Consider the following 18207-nt stretch of genomic DNA (forward strand, 5'->3'; position numbering starts at 1 on the left):
GGGCGAGCCGACGCTACTTGACGAGGGGGAAGAGGATCGTCTCCCGGATCCCCAGTCCCGTGATCGCCATCAGCAGCCGATCGATGCCCATGCCCATTCCCCCGGACGGCGGCATGCCGTGCTCGAGAGCGCGGAGGAACTCGTCGTCGACCGGCATCGCCTCGACGTCACCACGGGCGGCGAGCTTCGCCTGCTCGACGAAGCGCTCGCGCTGGATCACGGGATCGACGAGCTCGGAGTACCCGGTGGCCAGCTCGAAGCCGCGGATGTACAGATCCCACTTCTCCACCACTCCCGGGATCGACCGGTGCTCCCGCACGAGCGGCGACGTGTCGACCGGGAAGTCCATCACGAACGTCGGTCGGACCAGGCCGCCCTTCACGAAGTGCTCCCAGAGTTCCTCGACGAGCTTGCCGTGGGTCGCCTGCGGGGGCAGGTCGACGCCGCTCTCCTCGGCGAACGCGATCAGGTCCTCGACGGAGTCCTGCGGGGTGACGGTGCGACCGGAGGCCGCCGAGAGAGACTCGTACATCGAGATGCGGTCCCACTCGCCGCCCAGGTCGTACTCCGTGCCGTCGGCCCAGGTCACCGTCGTGGAGCCGGCGACCGCGATGGCCGCCTTCTGCACCAGCTCCTGCGTCAGCGCGGCCATCTGGTTGTAGTCGCCGTAGGCCTGATACGCCTCGAGCATCGCGAACTCGGGGCTGTGCGTCGAATCGGCGCCCTCGTTGCGGAAGTTGCGGTTGATCTCGAACACCCGCTCGATCCCGCCGACGACCGCGCGCTTGAGGTACAGCTCCGGCGCGATCCGCAGGTACAGCTCGGTGTCGAAGGCGTTGGAGTGGGTGATGAACGGCCGCGCGGAGGCCCCGCCGTGCTGCACCTGCAGCATCGGAGTCTCGACCTCGAGGTAGTCGTGGCTCGCGAACGTCGCTCGCAGGCTCGCGTTCACGGCGGCGCGCGCGCGGACGGTGGTGCGCGCCTGCTCGCGGACGATCAGGTCGAGGTAGCGGCTGCGCACGCGCCCTTCCTCGCTGAGCTCGGCGTAGGCGTTGGGAAGCGGCAGGATCGCCTTGGCCGCGATCGCCCAGTCGTCGGCCATGATCGACAGTTCTCCGCGACGGCTGGAGATGACCTCGCCGTGCACGAAGACGTGGTCACCCAGGTCGACGTATTCCTTCCAGTCGGCCAACGACTCCTCGCCCACGTTCGCGAGGGAGATCATGGCCTGGATGCGGGATCCGTCACCCGCCTGGAGCGTGGCGAAGCAGAGCTTGCCGGTGTTGCGGCTGAAGACCACGCGCCCCGCGACCCCGACGATCACGCCGGTCTCGGCGCCGGCCTCGAGCTCGCCGTACTCGGCGCGCAACGAGGGAATCGTGTGGGTGACGGGAACGGCGACCGGGAACGCTCCCCCGCCCGGGTCCGTCCGCTTCTCGATCAGACGCTCGCGCTTCGCGAGTCGCACGGCCTTCTGCTCGTGGACGTCCTCTTCGGAGGAAGGGTCGGTCGAGGCCGATTCGGGCGCGGCGGACGCGTCAGTCATGTGGGGGGCTCCTTGGAAGTCCCTGCCAGTTTACCGAGGCGGCGTGCGGACTCTCCGCCCAGGCTGGGTAGCCTCGAACAATGGGCCATCCACGGATCCTCCGCGCGTTCGCTGTCCTCATGTTCGCCTTCGGGGCGGTGGTCATGCCCACCGCCGCCACGGCAGCCCCCGCCGAGCACACCTCGGCCGTCGCCTCGCAGGCGCAGACAGCGGTCACGGCTGACGATGAGGACGACTTCTCCTACAGCTCGTGGACCTCCGCGTACGAGGTCCGGCTCGACGACGAGGGCCGCGCGCGGATGCACGTGACGGAGACCCTGGTCGCCCGGTTCCCGGAGACGGACCAGAATCGCGGCATCGTCCGAGGCCTCGCCACCGAGTACCAGGGAGCGAGCACGGAGACCACGGTCCTGTCGGTGACCGATGAGACCGGCGCAGCGGTGCCGTACGAGACCGAGGAGGACGACGGACTGCTCTTCGTCCTCACGGGAGACGACGACTACGTGCACGGCCTGACCACCTACGTCATCGAGTACGAGATGCGGGACGTGATCCTGGCGACTGAGCCGGCTGCCGGGTCGTCGAACCCCTCGGTGGACGAGTTCTACTGGAACCTGCTGCCCCTCGACAGCACGCAGCCGATCGACCGGTTCCGCGCCGAGATCGTGTTCGACGCCGAGATGAGCACGAAGCTCACCGGCGACACCCGTTGCTACACGGGACCGGCAGGGTCGACGGAGGAGTGCGAACTCGCTGGGCCCGGTACCGAGGACGGACAGGCGACGTTCGACGTCGAAGCCGCGGAGCTTCCGGCCGGAGACGGGGTGACGGTCGCCGTCGGCTTCGAGGCGGGCACCGTCGCGCAGCCTCTCGCTCGCACGCCGGATCCCGTGGGCGACGTCGCCCCGGTGGCCGCGGCCGTGGGCGCGGTGGGAGTGTCCGTCGGCAGCTGGGTGGCCGTCTCCGCGTTCACCCGTCGTCGGCGCACGGCGACCGGGGTCGTCGTCGCGCAGTACGACGTACCGGATTCCCTGCCGCCGTTGGTCGCAGCTGCCCTCGTGCCCGGCGCCAAGGATGTGATCCCGGCGGAGATCGTCCATCTCGCGGTGCGCGGAGCACTGCGCATCGAGGAGGGCCCCGCATCCGAGGAGCCGCGGCTGCGCCGGATCGCCGGGGCACCCGCTCCCGATGCTCTCGACGCACAGGCGCTCGACGCGCTCTTCCTCGGTGCTGATCCGGAAGGAGTCGTCGATCTGCCCGCAGCGGACGAGGCGTTCGCGGCGCGCATGGCGGCTCTGCGGCAGGGCGGCCTGCTCGAGGCGGAGTCGCGCGGCCTCACCGAGAAGGCGCGGAGTCGCGGTGCCGTGATCGTGCAGTGGTGCGCCATCGCGATCGCCCTCGTGGGCCTGACGCTGGGGATCGTGGCCGCGAGCACGGGCCGTCTCTCCGCGATCCCCGGCCTCGTCGCCGCCGCCTTCGCCGTCCTTCTCGTGCTGCTCTCCAGCCTCTATGCGTTCTCCCGGCACACGGTCCCCACCGCCGAGGGTGCCCGCGTCTCCGAGTATCTGCAGGGCGTGAAGGAGTTCATCCGCGTCGCGGACGCCGACCGTCTTCGAATGCTGCAGTCGTACACCGGTGCCGAGCGCCGTCCGGACGGCACCGCCGACGTCATCCACGTGTACGAGAGGCTCCTGCCCTACGCGATCCTGTTCGGTCTGGAGGACGAATGGGGTGATGTGCTGGAGCAGGCATACGCACGGGAGCAGCGCGGTGCGGCCTGGATCGGCGATCCCGGCTCCTTCCTGCTGCGAGCGCAGCTCGCCTCCTTCGTCGCGTCGTCGCACTCCGCTGCGACATACTCGGCGCCGTCCAGCTCGTCGAGCACAGGCGGATCGTTCGGCGGCGGATTCTCCGGAGGGGGCGGGGGAGGCGGGTTCTCCGGCGGGCGCTGAGCGACCGCCGGGCTCAGCTCAGCGGCGCCTCAGCGCAGCGACGCGCTCAGCGGAGCGGTGCCTCAGATCAGGGGCGGTTCGTCCGAGGCTTCGCGCAGCGCTCGCTCCACGGTCGACTGCACGAGCGCCGACAGGTAGCCGCCGGGGTTCTCGACCCCGATCTCGCGGAGGCGTGCGGTCGACTGACCGATGATGGATCGCGAGAACTCGGTGGCCGTCGCGATCGCGTCCGCATACGCGGGGCGGTCCTCTTCGGCGATCACCACGGGCTCGCACCCCATCTCCACCGCGAGCGCCTGTGCGATGGGCAGCACGGCGGCAGGCGCGGTCACGGCCGCGAAGCCCGCCTGCAGCTGTCGGAGGTCGATCGAGGTTCCGGTGAACGTGATCGCCGGATGAACCGCGAGCGGGATCGCCCCGCGCTCTGCGGCCGGACGAAGAACCTCGATGCCGTACGCGGGGTCGGTGTGCAGCACGAGCTGGCCGATCTGCCAGCCGCCCACCTCGGAGATGCCGGAGACGAGCGACGGCAACTGCTCGGACGGCACGGCGAGGATCACGAGCTCCGCCCGACGGACGACCTCCAGAGCGTCCAGGACGGGGACGTCCGGCAGCACCGCAGAGGCGCGTTCATCGTCGGAACCGCTCGTGATCCCGACGACCGCGTGTCCGGCTCCGGCGAGCGCCGCTCCGACGACCGGACCGACCCGACCGGCGCCGATGATCCCGACGCCGAGGCGTCCGTCACGGACCACGCTCACTCCCCCGGCGCAGCGGGTGAAGCGGGCGGCGCAGGCGGGGCGACCGGAGGCGCAGCAGGCGGAGCGACCGGAGGCGCGGGCGGCGGGGCGACCGGAGGCGCAGCGACCGGAGGCGCAGCAGGCGAAGCGACCGGAGGCGCAGCAGGCGGAGCGACCGGAGGCGCAGGCGGCGTCTGCCCCGGCGCGGTGAAGACCGGCGGCGGCCCCGTGTAGGGCGGCGGGGCCACGGGCGCGGCCACCGCCGTCGGCGTCGACGCGTGCTCGCTCCACCGATGGGTCGTATCCCGAGACGCCGCCTCCGCGGCGGCTCGGCTGACATCGTCCAGGAGCGCCAGCGCATCGGCGCGCTCGAGCCCGGAGAGGTAGCCCGTGATAGGCCCGGGCACGGTGTGCACCTGCGCTCCGGACACGCGCTGCGCCCGGTCGATGGGTCCCTGGCTCAGCGAGACGCCCTGGAGCCGCGCCAACGGGAACACCGCGAGCTTCCGCCAGATGTTCCCGCGTCGGAGGATCAGGCCGAACTCCTCGACGAGGTAACCGTGACGCTTCCAGGAGACCGGACGGCGCCACCACGCGCGACGGGGCATCCGACGGTACGCGTCGCCCTCGCTCGGCCCGACCACGCCCTGATCCCAGAGCGAGGAGATGCTCGCGGCGGGGACATCCGGCAGCACGAGGGCGAGCACGCGCTCGACGTCCGCGCGCTTGCCGACCGGGAGGACGACGTTGAACTGCTGGCCGCTCCCCGACGACTGCTGCGCCGCGCTCTTGCCGCTCATGCGGTTGATCTTGATCATCCACCAGCCGAAGGGGCGCCACAGCAGCGACTGCGAGACCTCGACGGCGAAGATGCGCCCTGGCGGCAGCGTCTCGGTCACGGTCGTCAGCAGTCCGTAGGTGATGCGCACGCCGTCGGGCGTCGGCGCGATCGAGTACCGCAGCGACTTGGAGATCTGCGCCCAGGTGATACCGACCACGGCGATGACCATCGGGATGCCCATCCCGAGCCCGATGCCGAGGAGCACGACGCCGCCGTCCGGGTCGCCGTCGACGAGCATGCCGATGAGCGTGCTGCCGATCGCGACGGCGAAGATCACTCCGAAGAAGACCAGCCACAGCAGGCCGGAGATCAACTGCGATCCGACGAGTCGACCGGTCGGGATCTTGACCACGCTCTCCGGCACCACGTCGGCGAGGTCGACGCCGGCGATGAGGTCGTTGACCCCCGCGTTCATCGAGCCGACGAGCTGCGCGCGCGCGGACGCGGGCGCCGCAGCGGCCGCTCCCGCGGCGTCGGGGTTGAGCGCGGCGTGACGCGCCGCTCGCGCGCCGGAGGCCAGACGCAGGATGTCCGCACGCACCGACTCGGCGCGAGGCGTCGCCAGGTACTCGAGCTCGACGTTCGCGTCATTGCCGGCGCCCACGACTTCGAGCTTCGCCAGTCCGATGATGCGAGCGGGGAACGGTCGGGTCAGGTTGACTCCCTGCACCCGGTCGAGCGGCGCCCGCCGGTGCGAGCGGAAGATGATGCCCTTGCGCACCTCGACGTGGTCGCCGGTGATCCGGAACTGCTGGAAGCGCCAGACGAACCAGAAGATCGCCACGAGCACGAGGACGAGTCCGAGCACGCTGAGCAGAGCGACGAGGATCAGGTTGTTCGCCAGTACCCAGTCGACCGGATCGCCGCCGGTGTAATCGCCGTAGTGGGCTTCCTCGGGCGTGAACAGCGCGACGAGCCAGTTGATGACGCGATCACGCATGTTCGCGACCACGATGCCGGCCACGATGATCAGCGCCAGACCGCCCTTGAAGAGCGGGGTGAGCGGGTGCATCCGGTGCCACTCGCCGTTCGCGAGCGTGGTCGACGGCTCCACGGCGGATGCCTGCGGGCTCGGCGTCAGGGGAGGCTGCGGCTCGCTCACAGGCCGGTCCGACGCGTCTCGGCGACCTGGATGAGGGTGTCGCGCAGCGCTTCCGATGCCGCCTGCGTCAGGCCCGGGATCTGCACGCCGGTGGTCGCGGCGGCCGTGACCATCTTCAGCTGCGAGACCCCGAAGGCGCGGTCGAGGGGCCCCTGGGTGATGTCGACCAGCTGCATGCGGCCGTAGGGGACGGCGATCATCCGCTGCCAGAGGATGCCCTTGCGGAACACGATGTCGTCCGCACGGAGCATGTAGCCGATCGCCTTCGCCTGACGGGGCAGGATCACCAGCGTGATGACCGTGATCAACAGGATCACGCCGGCCGGGATCCATACCCAATCCTGCTCGAGCACGACGTTGAGCACGACGGCGACCGCGACGACGATCGCGATGAAGATCACGTTCTGCACGATCTGCGAGACGACGTAGCGCGGCGAGATCTGGTGCCATGTGCCGTCGAGCTCGAGCCTGGCCTCGTTCCGCGCGGTGCGCAGCTTCGTGTAGGTCCCCTGGTCGAGGGCGTCGAGGTCAGTGCCCTCCGCCGGGTTCAGGGGCGCGGTCTCTGGGTTCTGAGTCATCAGGATCCTTCGGCAGGGTGCAGAACTGTTCAGCGACGAGCGCGGCGACGACGAGGACGATCGCGCTTCCGATGAGGGCCAGCATGGCCACAGTCGACCCTACCGGGGGTTCGATCGGCCGTGTCAGGAGGAACAGCTGCAGCCCGGCGCCGAAGCCGGCCAGAATCGCGCCGAGCAGGCTCGATGCACGGGCGAGCGTCGCGGCCCGCAGAGCCCGGAACGGATCGATGCGGACGCCCGACCGGACGCTGCGCCGGACCGGCCAGGCCACTCCGAGGGACGCCGCCGCGATCAGCAGGAGCAGCACCGGCAGCAGCAGGGACGGGGTGAAGGTCGCGCGACCGCCCGCCGTGAGCAGGTGATCGAGAAGGAAGCCGCCGCCGGCGCCGAGCAGGGCGAGGACGACGAGCAGTCCGGCCGAGGTGCGTCTCATCCCTCGCCCCTGGCGAGGAGACCTGCCGCGAGTTCGGCGACCCTGCCCCACCCCGGCAGCACGGCGTCGGGGTCGACGTCCAGCCAGGGTTCGAGCACGAACAGGCGCTCTGCGGCGCGCGGATGCGGCACCTGCAGCCGCGGTTCGTCCGAGACGAAATCGCCGTACGCGATGAGGTCGAGGTCGAGGGTGCGGTCGCCCCAGCGCTCTCGACGCTCCCGCCCGTTCTCGTCTTCGATCGCGTGCAGCATGCCGAGCAGGATCTCCGGCGCCAGACGCGTGGTCACCAGCGCGACCGCGTTCACGTAGCCGGGGGCGTCGGGATCCGGCCCGTCGAGACGCAGGGCGACGGTCTCGAACAGGGCGGACAGGCGCACCTCGCTGACCAGCGGCAGCCGTGCGATGCGCTCCGCAGCAGCGCGGATCGTCTCGTGCCGGTCGCCGAGGTTCGCGCCGAGCGCCACGACCGCGACGGTCTCCGGTCGCGCGGGGCGAGGACCGGGCAGCTGCGGGGGTTTCGCGAGGCTGCGGCTCATGCGGTGATGTCCTCGAGCCACTCGGGCCCGCGGCTGCGGTGCACGGTCACCGCGACATCGGCGAAGTTCCGGTCGATCGGGGCGTGCGGCTTGTGCACGGTGACGGTCACGTTCTGCACGCGGGCGTCCTGCAGCGCCACCGCGGCGATCCGCTCGGCGAGGGTCTCGATCAGGTTGACGGGCTCGCCCTCGACGACTCCCGCCACCTTCTCGGCCAGTTCGCCGTAGTGCACGGTGTCGGCCACGTCGTCCGAGGCGGCGGCCTGCTCCAGCGACATCCGCAGCCGGAGGTCGACCACGAACTCCTGGCCGTCCTCTCGCTCATGCGCGTACACGCCGTGGCGGCCGAAGACGGTCAGACCGGTGAGGACGATCTCATCGAGGAAATCCATGCCTCTAGCGTACGGGGGCGACCCCAGGGCGCGCCCCTCAGCCTTCCCAGGCGTGCGCGACGGCGAGGGCGTCGCGGGTGGCGGACACATCGTGCACGCGGACCGCCCAGACGCCGGCCCGCACAGCGAGGGCGCTGGTCACGGCGGTGGCGAGGTCTCGCCGCGCCTCGGAGACCTCTTCGTCCTGGCCGCCTTCGCCACGCAGCACCTCCGCGAGGAACCGCTTGCGCGAGGTGCCGATGAGCACGCGCGGGCCGAGCGCGATGATCTCGTCGAGCCCGCGCAGCACGTCCCAGTTCTGCGTGCCCGCCTTCGCGAAGCCGATACCCGGGTCGAGGATCAGGCGCGAGGGGGCGATCCCGGCGGCTGCTGCTTCGCCCATGCGCTCCTGGAGCTCGCCGGCGACTTCGCGGGCCACCCGGCGGTACTCGGCGTGCGCGTACATGTCCGCCGAGAAACCGCGCCAGTGCCCGATCGCGAAATCCGCTCCGGACTCCGCGACGGCCGCCCGCATGTCCGGATCGGCCAACCCGCCCGAGACGTCGTTCACGATGCGGGCGCCTGCGCGGACCGCCGCTGCGGCGGTCTCGGCGCTCAGCGTGTCGATGCTGACGGGCACGCCGGCCGCGGCGAGCTGTTCGATCACCGGGATCACGCGCTGCTGCTCGACATCGGTGCCGACGCGCTCGGCTCCGGGCCTGGTCGACTCTCCGCCGACATCGAGCACGGCGGCCCCGTCCGCGCGCAGCCGGAGACCATGGGCGACGGCCGCGTCCACGTCGAGGTATCGTCCTCCGTCGCTGAACGAGTCGGGCGTGACGTTGACGATGCCCCAGATGCCCGTCATCAGAGAGCGGACCCGTCGCGGGACGCCCCCGAGCCGGCGGACAGTCCGATGAGCGTGATGAGCTCGGTGCGAGCGACCGGATCCGCGTAGACGCCGCGCGCGGCGATCGTGAGCGTCGAGGCTTCCGTCTGGCGTCCGCCGCGCATCGTGACGCAGCCGTGGCTGGCATCGAGCACCACGAGCACGCCGCGGGTGTCGAGGTGCTCGGCGATCGTGTCGGCGATCTGCTCTCCGAGGCGCTCCTGTACCTGCGGTCGCGCCGCGAGCACCTCGACCACGCGCACGAGGGCACCCAGTCCCACGACCTGCTCGCCCGGCAGATACGCGATGTGCGCGTGACCGGCGAAGGGCAGGAGGTGGTGTTCGCAGACCGAGCGGAAGCGGATGTCACGCAGCAGCACCGCCCCGGACGGGAGGGTGTCGGGCGCAGGGCCTCGTGTCACGCTGATGGTGTGCGCGAGCGGAGCCGCTGGGTCCTCCCCCACTCCGGAGAAGAACTCCGTGTACAGCTCGGCCATGCGCGACGGCGTCTGCTTGAGCCCCGGTCGATCGGGATCCTCGCCGATCGCCTCGAGCAGCTCCCTGGTGAGTCGCTCGACGCGCTGCCTGTCGACGGTCACGTCACGCCGTCGCGGGCCGCGGGTGACCGGCTCCGGCCGACCCCTGCTGGGTGCGCGGTGCGCTGCTGGGCGCCTCGACCGATGCGGCGAGCGAGACGTCCTTCTTCGGCACGTCGATCGGCGGACGCTCGGAGACCGGGCGGTCCTCGCTCGACAGCCACAGCGGGCGCTCGGGGAGCTTCTTGACCTCGGTGAAGATCTCCGCGATCTGGTTGTGGTCGAGGGTCTCCTCCTCGAGCAGCGCGAGGGCGAGCTTGTCGAGGATGTCGCGGTTCTCGCTGATCACGGCGTAGGCCTCGTTGTGGGCCTGCTCGATGAGCGCGCGCACCTCGGCGTCGACCCGCTCCGCGACCTTCTCGGAGTACTCGCGGCCGCGGCCCATGTCACGGGCGACGAACATGTCGCCGCCCTCGGTGCCGAGCTTGACCGGGCCGACCTGCGTCGTCATGCCGTACTCGATGACCATCTTGCGGGCGATCGAGGTGGCCTTCTCGATGTCGTTCGACGCACCCGTGGTGGGGTCGTGGAAGACGATCTCCTCCGCGACGCGGCCGCCCATCGCGTAGGTGAGCTGGTCCTGCAGCTCGTTGCGGGTGACCGAGTACTTGTCGTCCAGCGGCAGCACCATCGTGTAGCCGAGCGCCTTGCCGCGGGGCAGGATCGTGATCTTCGTCACGGGGTCGGTGTAGTTCATCGCCGCTGCAGCGAGAGCGTGGCCGCCCTCGTGGTACGCCGTGATGAGCTTCTCCTTGTCCTTCATCACGCGGGTGCGACGCTGCGGACCGGCGATCACGCGGTCGATGGCCTCGTCGAGCGCGCGGTTGTCGATGAGCTGGGCGTTCGAGCGGGCCGTGAGCAGCGCGGCCTCGTTCAGCACGTTCGCCAGGTCGGCACCGGTGAAGCCTGGGGTCTTGCGGGCGACGACCTCGAGGTCCACGTTCTTCGACAGCGGCTTGCCCTTGCTGTGCACCTCGAGGATCTTCTGGCGACCCTTGAGGTCGGGGGCGTCGACGCCGATCTGGCGGTCGAAGCGGCCGGGGCGCAGCAGTGCGGGGTCAAGGATGTCCGGACGGTTGGTGGCCGCGATCACGATGACGTTCGCGTTCGGGTCGAAGCCGTCCATCTCGACGAGCATCTGGTTCAGGGTCTGCTCGCGCTCGTCGTTGCCGCCGCCCATGCCGGCACCACGGTGACGACCGACGGCGTCGATCTCGTCGATGAAGATGATGGCCGGCGCGTTCTCCTTCGCCTGGCTGAACAGGTCGCGCACGCGGGAGGCACCGACGCCGACGAACATCTCGACGAAGTCGGAACCGGAGATCGAGTAGAACGGGGCGCCGGCCTCACCCGCGACGGCGCGGGCGAGGAGGGTCTTACCGGTTCCGGGAGGGCCGTACAGCAGCACGCCCTTCGGGATGCGGGCGCCGATGGCCTGGAACTTCGCCGGATCCTGGAGGAACTCCTTGATCTCGTGGAGCTCTTCGATGGCCTCGTCCGCGCCGGCGACGTCGGCGAAGGTGACGGTCGGAGTCTCCTTGTTGACGAGCTTGGCCTTGGACTTGCCGAACTGCATGACCTTGCCGCCGCCACCCTGCATGGACGACAGGAGCCACCAGAACAGCAGGCCGAGCAGCACGAGCGGAAGAAGGAGCGAGAGGAAGCCGTCGAACCAGGTCGCACGTGGGACGGCGTCGTTGAAGCCGTCCTTGGGGGCTGCCTCGTTGATCGCGCTGACGACCTCGTCGGCACGCGCATCGACGTAGTAGAACTGCACGTTCTCGGAGCCTTCGAAGGGCTTCGAGAGTGTCATGTCGACCCGCTGATCCCCGTCGGTGTTCACGACCTCGGTGACCGTCGTCCCGGACAGGAGCTTCAGCCCCTCCTGGGTCGTGATCTGCTTGGGCGCGCCCAGATTGGAGATCAGCAGGAATCCGCCGAAGAGAAGCACGCCGATCAGCGCGACGTAGATCAGCGGATTCCGGGTGAGCTTCTTCACATCCATGATCGGATCAGCGTATCGCGCGCGCCCTAGGCGGGCGCTGTGCGTTCACCCACGGCGCAACGCCCGTCGCTGCCCCCGGGTCGCTGAGCCTGTCGAAGCGTGGGTCGCTGAGCCTGTCGAAGCGTGGGTCGCTGAGCCTGTCGAAGCGTGGGTCGCTGAGCCTGTCGAAGCGTGGGTCGCTGAGCCTGTCGAAGCGTCAGCTGTAGACGTGGGGCGCCAGCACGGCGACGTCCCGCAGGTTGCGGTACCGCTCCGCGTAGTCCAGCCCGTAGCCCACGACGAACTCCACCGGGATGTCGAAGCCGACGTACTTGCAGTCGATCTTGACCTTGGCGGCCTCCGGCTTGCGCAGCAGCGCGAGCACCTCGATCGACTCCGCGCCGCGGGACTCGAAGTTCTCCAGCAGCCAGCTCAGCGTGAGGCCCGAGTCGATGATGTCCTCGACGATGAGCACGTGCTTGCCGTGCAGGTCGGTGTCGAGGTCCTTCCGGATCTGGACGACACCGCTGGACTTCGTGCTGGCGCCGTAGCTCGACACCGCCATCCAGTCCATCGGGGCGTGGAACGGCAGCGCCCGTGCGAAGTCGGCCATGACCATGACGGCGCCCTTGAGCACGCCGACGAGGATGAGGTCTTTGCCCTCGTAGTCCTTCGCGACCTGCGCCGCGAGCTCGTCGAGCTTGGCGTGGATCTCCTCCTCGGTGACGAGGATCTGTGCAAGGTCGTCCTGGATCTCCGCGGCGCGCATGGATCGATTTTAGGCGACGCAGCGGTGTGCTCCGGTCCCGGGCTGCGACCGCCCCCTCAGGAGTGGATCTCGTCGTGGTCTCCGCGCGTCGTCTTCGGACTGAGCACGGAGATCTCGACCGTCTCGAACTTGCCCTCCTCGGAACGAACCCACGTCACCTCGACGTACCAGTCGTCCTTCGCATAGGCGTCGGCGGTCCTTCGGCCCTCTGCCGTCTCGCGGGCCTTCGTCTGTTCCCACCCGTCGTCGAGCAGGCCGTTGGCGATCGCCTTCGCAGCGTCCTCCGAGGCGGCGGGCCGCTGGACCGGTTCGATGTACGCATCGACCTGCCACCAGACCGAGTCCTGCGGAGAGGGGTCGGCGGAGACCGGATTCTGCAGCATGCGCCCCGACGACTCGACGTCGGGGGGAGTCGTCGGAGCGAGGTCGGCCGGGACCAGGGCGATCAGTTCGTCGGCCAAGCCCTCCGCCTCTGCCTGATACTCGTCGAGTCGACTGTCTGTCTCGGTCACCATCGTGCAGCCTCCCAGCGTCAGGGCCACGAGAACGCCGGCCATCAGCGCGACGGCACGTGCGGTCATCTTCATCATTCGATCCTCGCGTACTCCGGTTCGAAACCCGACTTGTCGATGCCGTCGATCTGCACCGGGGCCTGCACGATGGGTCCGGCTCCCGGCACGACGATGGGTCGCGGGTTGTAGACATCGTCCGGCGCGAAGAGCATGGCGTCGCCGCCGGTGATGACAGCGATGATGTTGTCGAACGCCACCGATCGGGGGTCATACACGGAGCTGTGGCTGTCGATACCCCGCGGCGTGCCGTTCCCCTCGACGTTGTAGTCCTCGAGGTCAACCAGGCGATCACCGTTGTCGTCCTTGATCCACCCCGTCTCCAATCGGGTGACACCGTCCGCGGTCAGCGGCGACTGCCCGTGCATCTGCTCCGGCCCGTTGCCCTGGATCAGTCCGACGACGAGATCACCTCGCGCCATCATCGAGTAGTGCGGGACTCCGGAGGTCTGCGGGAAGTCCTCGATACCGCTCACCCCAGCGCCCATACCTGCCGCTGAGACGTAGAGGATGCGGTCGGCGACGAGACCCGCTTTCTCGGCGAGCCCGACGGTCGCCCCTCCGTAGCTGTGGCCCAGCACGGTGAGGGACGAACCATCCGGCTTGTCGATTCCGGCGACGAAGTCGACCAGCTTCGGCGCGAGGTCCCGCGAGAAGGAGGCGTCGGTCGGTCCGGGCAGTTCCAGTTGCGGGAACGTGCCTCCCGCCCACTGGAACACCGCGGTGTCGGGGCCGGCCGACCGGTAGAGCTGCGCACCCGTTCCGTCACCGAAGCTGGTCATGGTCGTCGTGGTCCCCGGGACCGACACGGCGACGTTGCGGATCCACGCGGGGATGTCTCCGGTGATCGGATCGATCGGGCCGTGGTACGTGGCCACCGCGTCCGCGCCCGGGTCGAAGACGACGACGCGCGCGCCTGCCCCGCTCTCGGTGTGCTTTCGCTCGCTCTCGTCCCACCACGTGTAGTCCTGGTCGAGCAGGCTCTGCCAGTAGTCGATGGGCTCGCGCAGCTTCGCGATCTCGTCGAGGTAGCCCTTCGCCTCCCAGGCGTCGGCGCGGTCGCCGGTCTTGAGGCTGTCGACCAGCGCCTGGAGCCGGGCGATCTCGGCTTCCCTTCGCGCGATCTCGTCGCGGATGTTGGTGTGGTTGGCCGTGACGCGGTCGCGGATCGGGATGCCGTTGAGGTTTCCCAGGATGAGGGATGACGCGGCGAGGAGCGCCGCCCGCGTCTCGTCGTCCATCGCGTTCCACGTCTCGCGGATGATGTCGGGGTCGCCGAGACCGGCGAGGGATTCCGCCGTGATCGCGTTGACGTTGCCCGCCCACGCGAGGCTCGCGGCGACGAATCCGCCAGGGCCGACCTTCCCGCCCTGGGTGACGGCGGTGATGAGGGGCACGGCGGCGAGCGCGCTCACGGCCTTCTGATCGATGGTCGCGCGCTGCTCCGCGAGGGCGTTGTAGGAGGCGAGCGCGGTGCGGTAGCCGTCGATCGCGTCCTGCCAGCGGCGCAGGTAGCCGGGGTCGTCGAGGTACATCCATGACGGAAGCACCGCGTCCCACGGAAGCGCCCAGCCGGTGACGAACTCGCTGGCGGCGTTGAGTGCCTCCGCGCGTCGGACGAAGATGTGGTCGTACGCGTTCTGAGCGGCCCGGAGGCGCCGCGCGGCCTCGCTCTTCAACGCCTCGAGGTCTGTCGCGTACGTCGACACGGCGGCGGAGATCCCGTCGAGCCCTTGGGCCGTCTCCCCGAGGCGCTGCGCGAGGAGCACGACTCTGGTGCCGAGTTCAGCCGCCGCCGACGAAGTCATCGAGGTGAGGCTGGCGAGGGCCGCATCCGCGTCGCCCTTGCGCTCCCGCGAAGAGCTCGCACGGGTGGTGAAGGCGGTCGCGTAGCCGTTCACCGCCCCGACATCGCCCTTGGCCGGGTCGTCGACGATTCCCGGAAGGCTCATCGTGCCGCCTGCGCCAGGGTCTCGTCGGACGCTGTGAACGTGGAGGCGACGGAGGCCGTGTCGGCCGCGGAGTTCGTCGCCGTCTGCGCGAGTGCGGAGAGGATCTGCGTCAGCAGCGACTCAGCCTCGCCCAGCGCGCCTTCGACGGAGGGCGAACCGGTGCCGGCGAAAGACAGGCACGACGTGATGACCGGCGCGGCACTTGCCGTCAGCCGCGCCTGCGCCGTGTCGAGCGCGTCCTTCTGGACATCGAGATCGGACATCGGTACTCCTTCCCCCCGGAGCTTCCACCATAGGGCCGCCTGTTGCATGACGGCGATGGGGAGATCTCCCCATCGCCCGCCATCCGCACTACTGTGATCGGTGACGCGGGCGGACGCCCACCGACGGAAGGAATCCTCATGGCTCTTGACGACATCCTCACCCAGGTGCCGATCGACGACATCGCCGAGAAGCTGGGCGTCTCGCGCGACGAGGCGAAGGTCGCGGTCGAACAGGGCGGCGCCGTGCTCCTGAGCGGATTGGCGAAGAACGCCGAGACCACCGAGGGCTCCGCGGCGATCGAGGCCGCGCTCAAGAAGCACTCCGGCTCGACGCCCGCCAGCACGGTGGACGACATCGATCAGGCCGACGGTGGCAAGATCGTCGCGCACATCCTCGGCTCGAAGGAGAAGGAGGTCACGAAGGAGCTCACGGAGTCGAAGGCGACCCCCGGAATCGACTTCGGCAAGCTCCTGCCCATCCTCGCCCCCATCGTCATGGGTCTCATCGCGAACGCGACGAAGGACAAGAGCGCCAAGACCGACGCCGGGGCGGAGAGCTCCGGCGGCATCGGCGACGTGATCGGCGGCATCCTCGGCGGCGGCGACAAGGGCGGCTCGGGCGGCGGCATCGGCGACGTCATCGGCGGACTGCTCGGCGGCGGGAACAGCGGCTCGGGCGGCGGAATCGACCTCGGCGGCATCCTCGGCGGATTGTTCGGCGGGAAGAAGTAGCCCGCCCTCCGCGCTCCGTCTGGGCGAAGCTCCCGATCAGCGACCGGATGCGGTGATGACGATGCGTCCGCCCCTGCGGGCGGCTGCGCACCCGGGCAGGTCGATCGGCCCCTGACCCCGCCAGTCGGTGACGAGCCGGGCGACCTCGAGGGTCTGCGCGCGGGTGAGGGCGACCCCGAACTCGCTGTCGACGACGAGGCGGATGATCCTGTTCCGCAGGGCGGCGGGGTTCGCGGCGAGCGCGGCCACGCTGACGGAGATGCCGGCCTCGGCGTGCTCGACGATGTCCTCGATCGTCTCGTGGATCATCTCGTCGAAAGCCTCGGCGTCTTCGCGCAGCTGCTCGGCCGTCCGGGCGAGAGCTTCCGCGATACCCGGACCGAGTTCGGTCTCGAGCACCGGCAGCACACGCTCGCGCACGCGCACTCTGGCGTACCGTGCGTCGGCGTTGTGGGGATCGTTCCAGGCCGTCAGGCCGGATGCCGCGACGAACGCCTGCGTCGTCTCCCGGCGCACCGCGAGCAGCGGTCGGATCCACCGCAGGCCGTCGTCATCCTCGCGGACCGGGGCCATGCCCTGCAGGCTCGCGGCTCCGGAGCCTCGCGCGAGACCCAGGAGCACCGTCTCGGCCTGATCGTCCAGGGTGTGACCGAGGAGCACGGCCGCCGCCGACACGTCCAGGGCGGCGTCGCGCAGAACCCGGTACCGGGCGTCGCGGGCGGCGGCCTCCGGACCGCCCGCCCCGTCGACGGCCACCCGCACCACGAGGGCATCGAGGCCGAGGTCGCGCGCGGCGCCCGCTGCCGCCTCCGCAACGGCGGCCGAGTCATCCTGCAGCCCGTGATCGACCGTGAGGGTCGCCGCGCGGAGCCCGCATCGCGGCGCCTCGAAGGCCACGGCCGCGGCGAGCGCCAGGGAATCGGCCCCTCCGGAGAGACCGACGATCACGGTCGACCCCTCGGGAAGGTCGGCGAGCGCGGTGCGCACGGCCAGGCGGATCTCAGCGATGACAGGAGGGAGAGACGGCACGCTTCCACGGTAGGGCACGGCCGTCGCGGGGCCGAGCGGATGCAGCGCCGCATCGGCCGGACTATCCTGACGCCGTGACCGACAACGCGCGTACGCGACCCTTCCGCACCGAGCGGTTCAAGGCCTTCGTCGACGCCGTCGTGGCCATCGCGATGACCCTGCTCATCCTGCCGCTGCTGGAGGCCGTCTCCGATGCCGCCTCCGGAGATCTCACGACCGCGGAGTTCTTCCGCGAGCACTCGGGGCAGCTGGTCAGCTTCGGGCTGAGCTTCCTCCTCATCGCCATGTTCTGGATGGGGCACCACAGCCAGTACCGCGACGTCGAGTGGATCACGGTGCCGCTGCTGTGGATCAACGTCGCGTGGATGGCGACGATCGTCTGGCTGCCCGTGCCGACCGCGATGCTCGGCCAGCTGGACTCCGATGCGCTCCAGGCCGTGGTCTACATCGGGACGCTCATCATGACGCAGGTCACGACGCTCGCGGGCTGGCTCTACCTGCGACGGCACCCCGAGCTCACGACGGCGCCGCCGGCGGTCCTGCGCGCCGGCGTCGTCGGCGACCTCGCCGCCATCATCCTCTTCGCGATCGCGCTCGTGATCGCGGTGTTCACCGCGCCGAACGGGTACCTCGCCCTATTCATCCTGCTGTTGAACGGTCCGCTCTCGCGGCTGCTGAACCGCGTCATGCTCCGCCGCGAGGGCGGATCGGACGCCGAGGCGCCGCCGGTAGGCTAGTCCGCGGCATCCAACCGAACCTTCTGAGGAGCACACGCATGGGCGCACACGACGCCGTCATCGAGATCCCGCGCGGCAGCCGCGTGAAGTACGAGGTCGACCACGAGACCGGACGAGTGCACCTCGACCGCGTGCTCTACACGACCTTCGGCTACCCGGCCGACTACGGCTACTTCGACAACACGCTCGGCGAGGACGGCGACCCGCTCGACGTGCTCGTGCTGCTCGACCACGCCATCTACCCGGGCGTCGTCGTCGAGGTCCGCCCCGTCGCGGTGCTGAAGATGAGCGACGAGGCCGGCGGAGACGACAAGCTCGTCGCCGTGCTGTCGAAGGACCCGCGGTGGGCCCACATCCAGGACATCGACGACATCGCCGAGTACACGAAGAAGGAGATCGCGCACTTCTTCGAGCACTACAAGGACCTCGAGCCCAACAAGTGGGTCAAGGTCGACGAGTGGGGGAACGCCGCCGAGGCGCAGCGCATCCTCGACGAGGCCATCGTCCGCTTCGGCGAGCAGGGTCACTGACTCCACCGGGTCGCTGAGCCAGCCATGCTGGGTCGCTGACCCACCCACGCTGGGTCGC

19 protein-coding genes are annotated in these 18207 nt (G+C 69.9%); 4 read left to right on the plus strand and 15 right to left on the minus strand.

The window, feature by feature from the left end; translation table 11 throughout:
• Nucleotides 1-13: 13 nt before the first annotated feature.
• Nucleotides 14-1546 (minus strand): lysine--tRNA ligase, encoded by a 1533-nt coding sequence (gene lysS, locus F6A08_RS15600; protein ID WP_017204685.1) that lies wholly within the window; start codon nt 1544-1546, stop codon nt 14-16.
• An 80-nt stretch (nt 1547-1626) separates the two neighbouring features.
• Here lysS and F6A08_RS15605 point away from each other — a divergent pair, with 80 nt between their 5' ends.
• Nucleotides 1627-3498 carry a DUF2207 domain-containing protein gene (locus tag F6A08_RS15605; RefSeq protein WP_151459957.1) on the plus strand — a complete coding sequence of 624 codons (1872 nt, stop codon included), beginning with the start codon at nt 1627-1629 and terminating at the stop codon, nt 3496-3498.
• A gap of 62 nt (nt 3499-3560) precedes the next feature.
• Here the strand turns inward: F6A08_RS15605 and F6A08_RS15610 are convergent, their stop codons facing one another.
• The 13 genes from F6A08_RS15610 to F6A08_RS15670 all read right to left on the minus strand — a co-directional run bounded on the left by F6A08_RS15610 (nt 3561) and on the right by F6A08_RS15670 (nt 15121).
• Complete coding sequence (locus F6A08_RS15610) at nt 3561-4253, minus strand: DUF2520 domain-containing protein (protein ID WP_124894824.1); 693 nt, start codon at nt 4251-4253, stop codon at nt 3561-3563.
• A gap of 2 nt (nt 4254-4255) precedes the next feature.
• Complete coding sequence (locus tag F6A08_RS15615) at nt 4256-6181, minus strand: PH domain-containing protein (protein ID WP_263971445.1); 1926 nt, start codon at nt 6179-6181, stop codon at nt 4256-4258.
• Entirely contained in the window at nt 6178-6759 is a 582-nt protein-coding gene (locus F6A08_RS15620) for a PH domain-containing protein (RefSeq protein ID WP_017204681.1), read from the minus strand. The genes F6A08_RS15615 and F6A08_RS15620 overlap by 4 nt, the downstream gene beginning before the upstream one ends.
• Entirely contained in the window at nt 6710-7192 is a 483-nt protein-coding gene (locus tag F6A08_RS15625) for a DUF3180 domain-containing protein (RefSeq protein WP_017204680.1), read from the minus strand. Before F6A08_RS15625 ends, F6A08_RS15620 begins: the two co-directional genes overlap by 50 nt.
• Nucleotides 7189-7728, minus strand: a complete 540-nt coding sequence (gene folK / locus F6A08_RS15630; RefSeq protein ID WP_151459958.1) for a 2-amino-4-hydroxy-6-hydroxymethyldihydropteridine diphosphokinase — start codon at nt 7726-7728, stop codon at nt 7189-7191. The genes F6A08_RS15625 and folK overlap by 4 nt, the downstream gene beginning before the upstream one ends.
• Nucleotides 7725-8120 carry a dihydroneopterin aldolase gene (gene folB, locus F6A08_RS15635; protein WP_017204678.1) on the minus strand — a complete coding sequence of 132 codons (396 nt, stop codon included), beginning with the start codon at nt 8118-8120 and terminating at the stop codon, nt 7725-7727. The genes folK and folB overlap by 4 nt, the downstream gene beginning before the upstream one ends.
• A 37-nt stretch (nt 8121-8157) precedes the next feature.
• A complete protein-coding gene (folP, locus tag F6A08_RS15640; RefSeq protein ID WP_017204677.1) occupies nt 8158-8967 on the minus strand; it encodes a dihydropteroate synthase in 810 nt (269 codons plus the stop codon).
• Complete coding sequence (gene folE / locus F6A08_RS15645; RefSeq protein ID WP_124894820.1) at nt 8967-9587, minus strand: GTP cyclohydrolase I; 621 nt, start codon at nt 9585-9587, stop codon at nt 8967-8969. Before folE ends, folP begins: the two co-directional genes overlap by 1 nt.
• 1 nt (nt 9588) lies before the next feature.
• Nucleotides 9589-11589, minus strand: a complete 2001-nt coding sequence (gene ftsH, locus F6A08_RS15650; RefSeq protein ID WP_017204675.1) for an ATP-dependent zinc metalloprotease FtsH — start codon at nt 11587-11589, stop codon at nt 9589-9591.
• A gap of 196 nt (nt 11590-11785) precedes the next feature.
• Nucleotides 11786-12337 carry a hypoxanthine phosphoribosyltransferase gene (gene hpt, locus F6A08_RS15655; protein ID WP_151459959.1) on the minus strand — a complete coding sequence of 184 codons (552 nt, stop codon included), beginning with the start codon at nt 12335-12337 and terminating at the stop codon, nt 11786-11788.
• 56 nt (nt 12338-12393) lie between these two features.
• Nucleotides 12394-12924 carry a hypothetical protein gene (locus F6A08_RS15660; RefSeq protein WP_124894819.1) on the minus strand — a complete coding sequence of 177 codons (531 nt, stop codon included), beginning with the start codon at nt 12922-12924 and terminating at the stop codon, nt 12394-12396.
• Nucleotides 12924-14858, minus strand: a complete 1935-nt coding sequence (locus F6A08_RS15665; protein WP_151459960.1) for an alpha/beta hydrolase — start codon at nt 14856-14858, stop codon at nt 12924-12926. The genes F6A08_RS15660 and F6A08_RS15665 overlap by 1 nt, the downstream gene beginning before the upstream one ends.
• A complete protein-coding gene (locus tag F6A08_RS15670) occupies nt 14855-15121 on the minus strand; it encodes a hypothetical protein (protein WP_151459961.1) in 267 nt (88 codons plus the stop codon). The genes F6A08_RS15665 and F6A08_RS15670 overlap by 4 nt, the downstream gene beginning before the upstream one ends.
• Before the next feature lie 138 nt (nt 15122-15259).
• Between F6A08_RS15670 and F6A08_RS15675 the strand changes: the two genes are divergently transcribed.
• On the plus strand, nt 15260-15853 hold the full coding sequence (locus F6A08_RS15675; protein WP_151459962.1) for a DUF937 domain-containing protein: 594 nt from the start codon (nt 15260-15262) through the stop codon (nt 15851-15853).
• A 36-nt stretch (nt 15854-15889) separates the two neighbouring features.
• On the opposite strand, the gene tilS is transcribed toward F6A08_RS15675, so the two are convergent.
• Entirely contained in the window at nt 15890-16882 is a 993-nt protein-coding gene (gene tilS / locus F6A08_RS15680) for a tRNA lysidine(34) synthetase TilS (protein ID WP_151459963.1), read from the minus strand.
• Between the two features lie 74 nt (nt 16883-16956).
• Between tilS and F6A08_RS15685 the strand changes: the two genes are divergently transcribed.
• Both F6A08_RS15685 and F6A08_RS15690 read left to right on the plus strand, forming a co-directional pair.
• Nucleotides 16957-17619 carry a TMEM175 family protein gene (locus F6A08_RS15685; RefSeq protein ID WP_151459964.1) on the plus strand — a complete coding sequence of 221 codons (663 nt, stop codon included), beginning with the start codon at nt 16957-16959 and terminating at the stop codon, nt 17617-17619.
• Nucleotides 17620-17657: 38 nt separating this feature from the next.
• Nucleotides 17658-18149, plus strand: a complete 492-nt coding sequence (locus F6A08_RS15690) for an inorganic diphosphatase (RefSeq protein ID WP_017204665.1) — start codon at nt 17658-17660, stop codon at nt 18147-18149.
• Nucleotides 18150-18207 lie beyond the last annotated feature (58 nt).

Origin of the sequence: Microbacterium algeriense, from assembly GCF_008868005.1 — a bacterium.
Classification (GTDB): domain Bacteria; phylum Actinomycetota; class Actinomycetes; order Actinomycetales; family Microbacteriaceae; genus Microbacterium; species Microbacterium algeriense.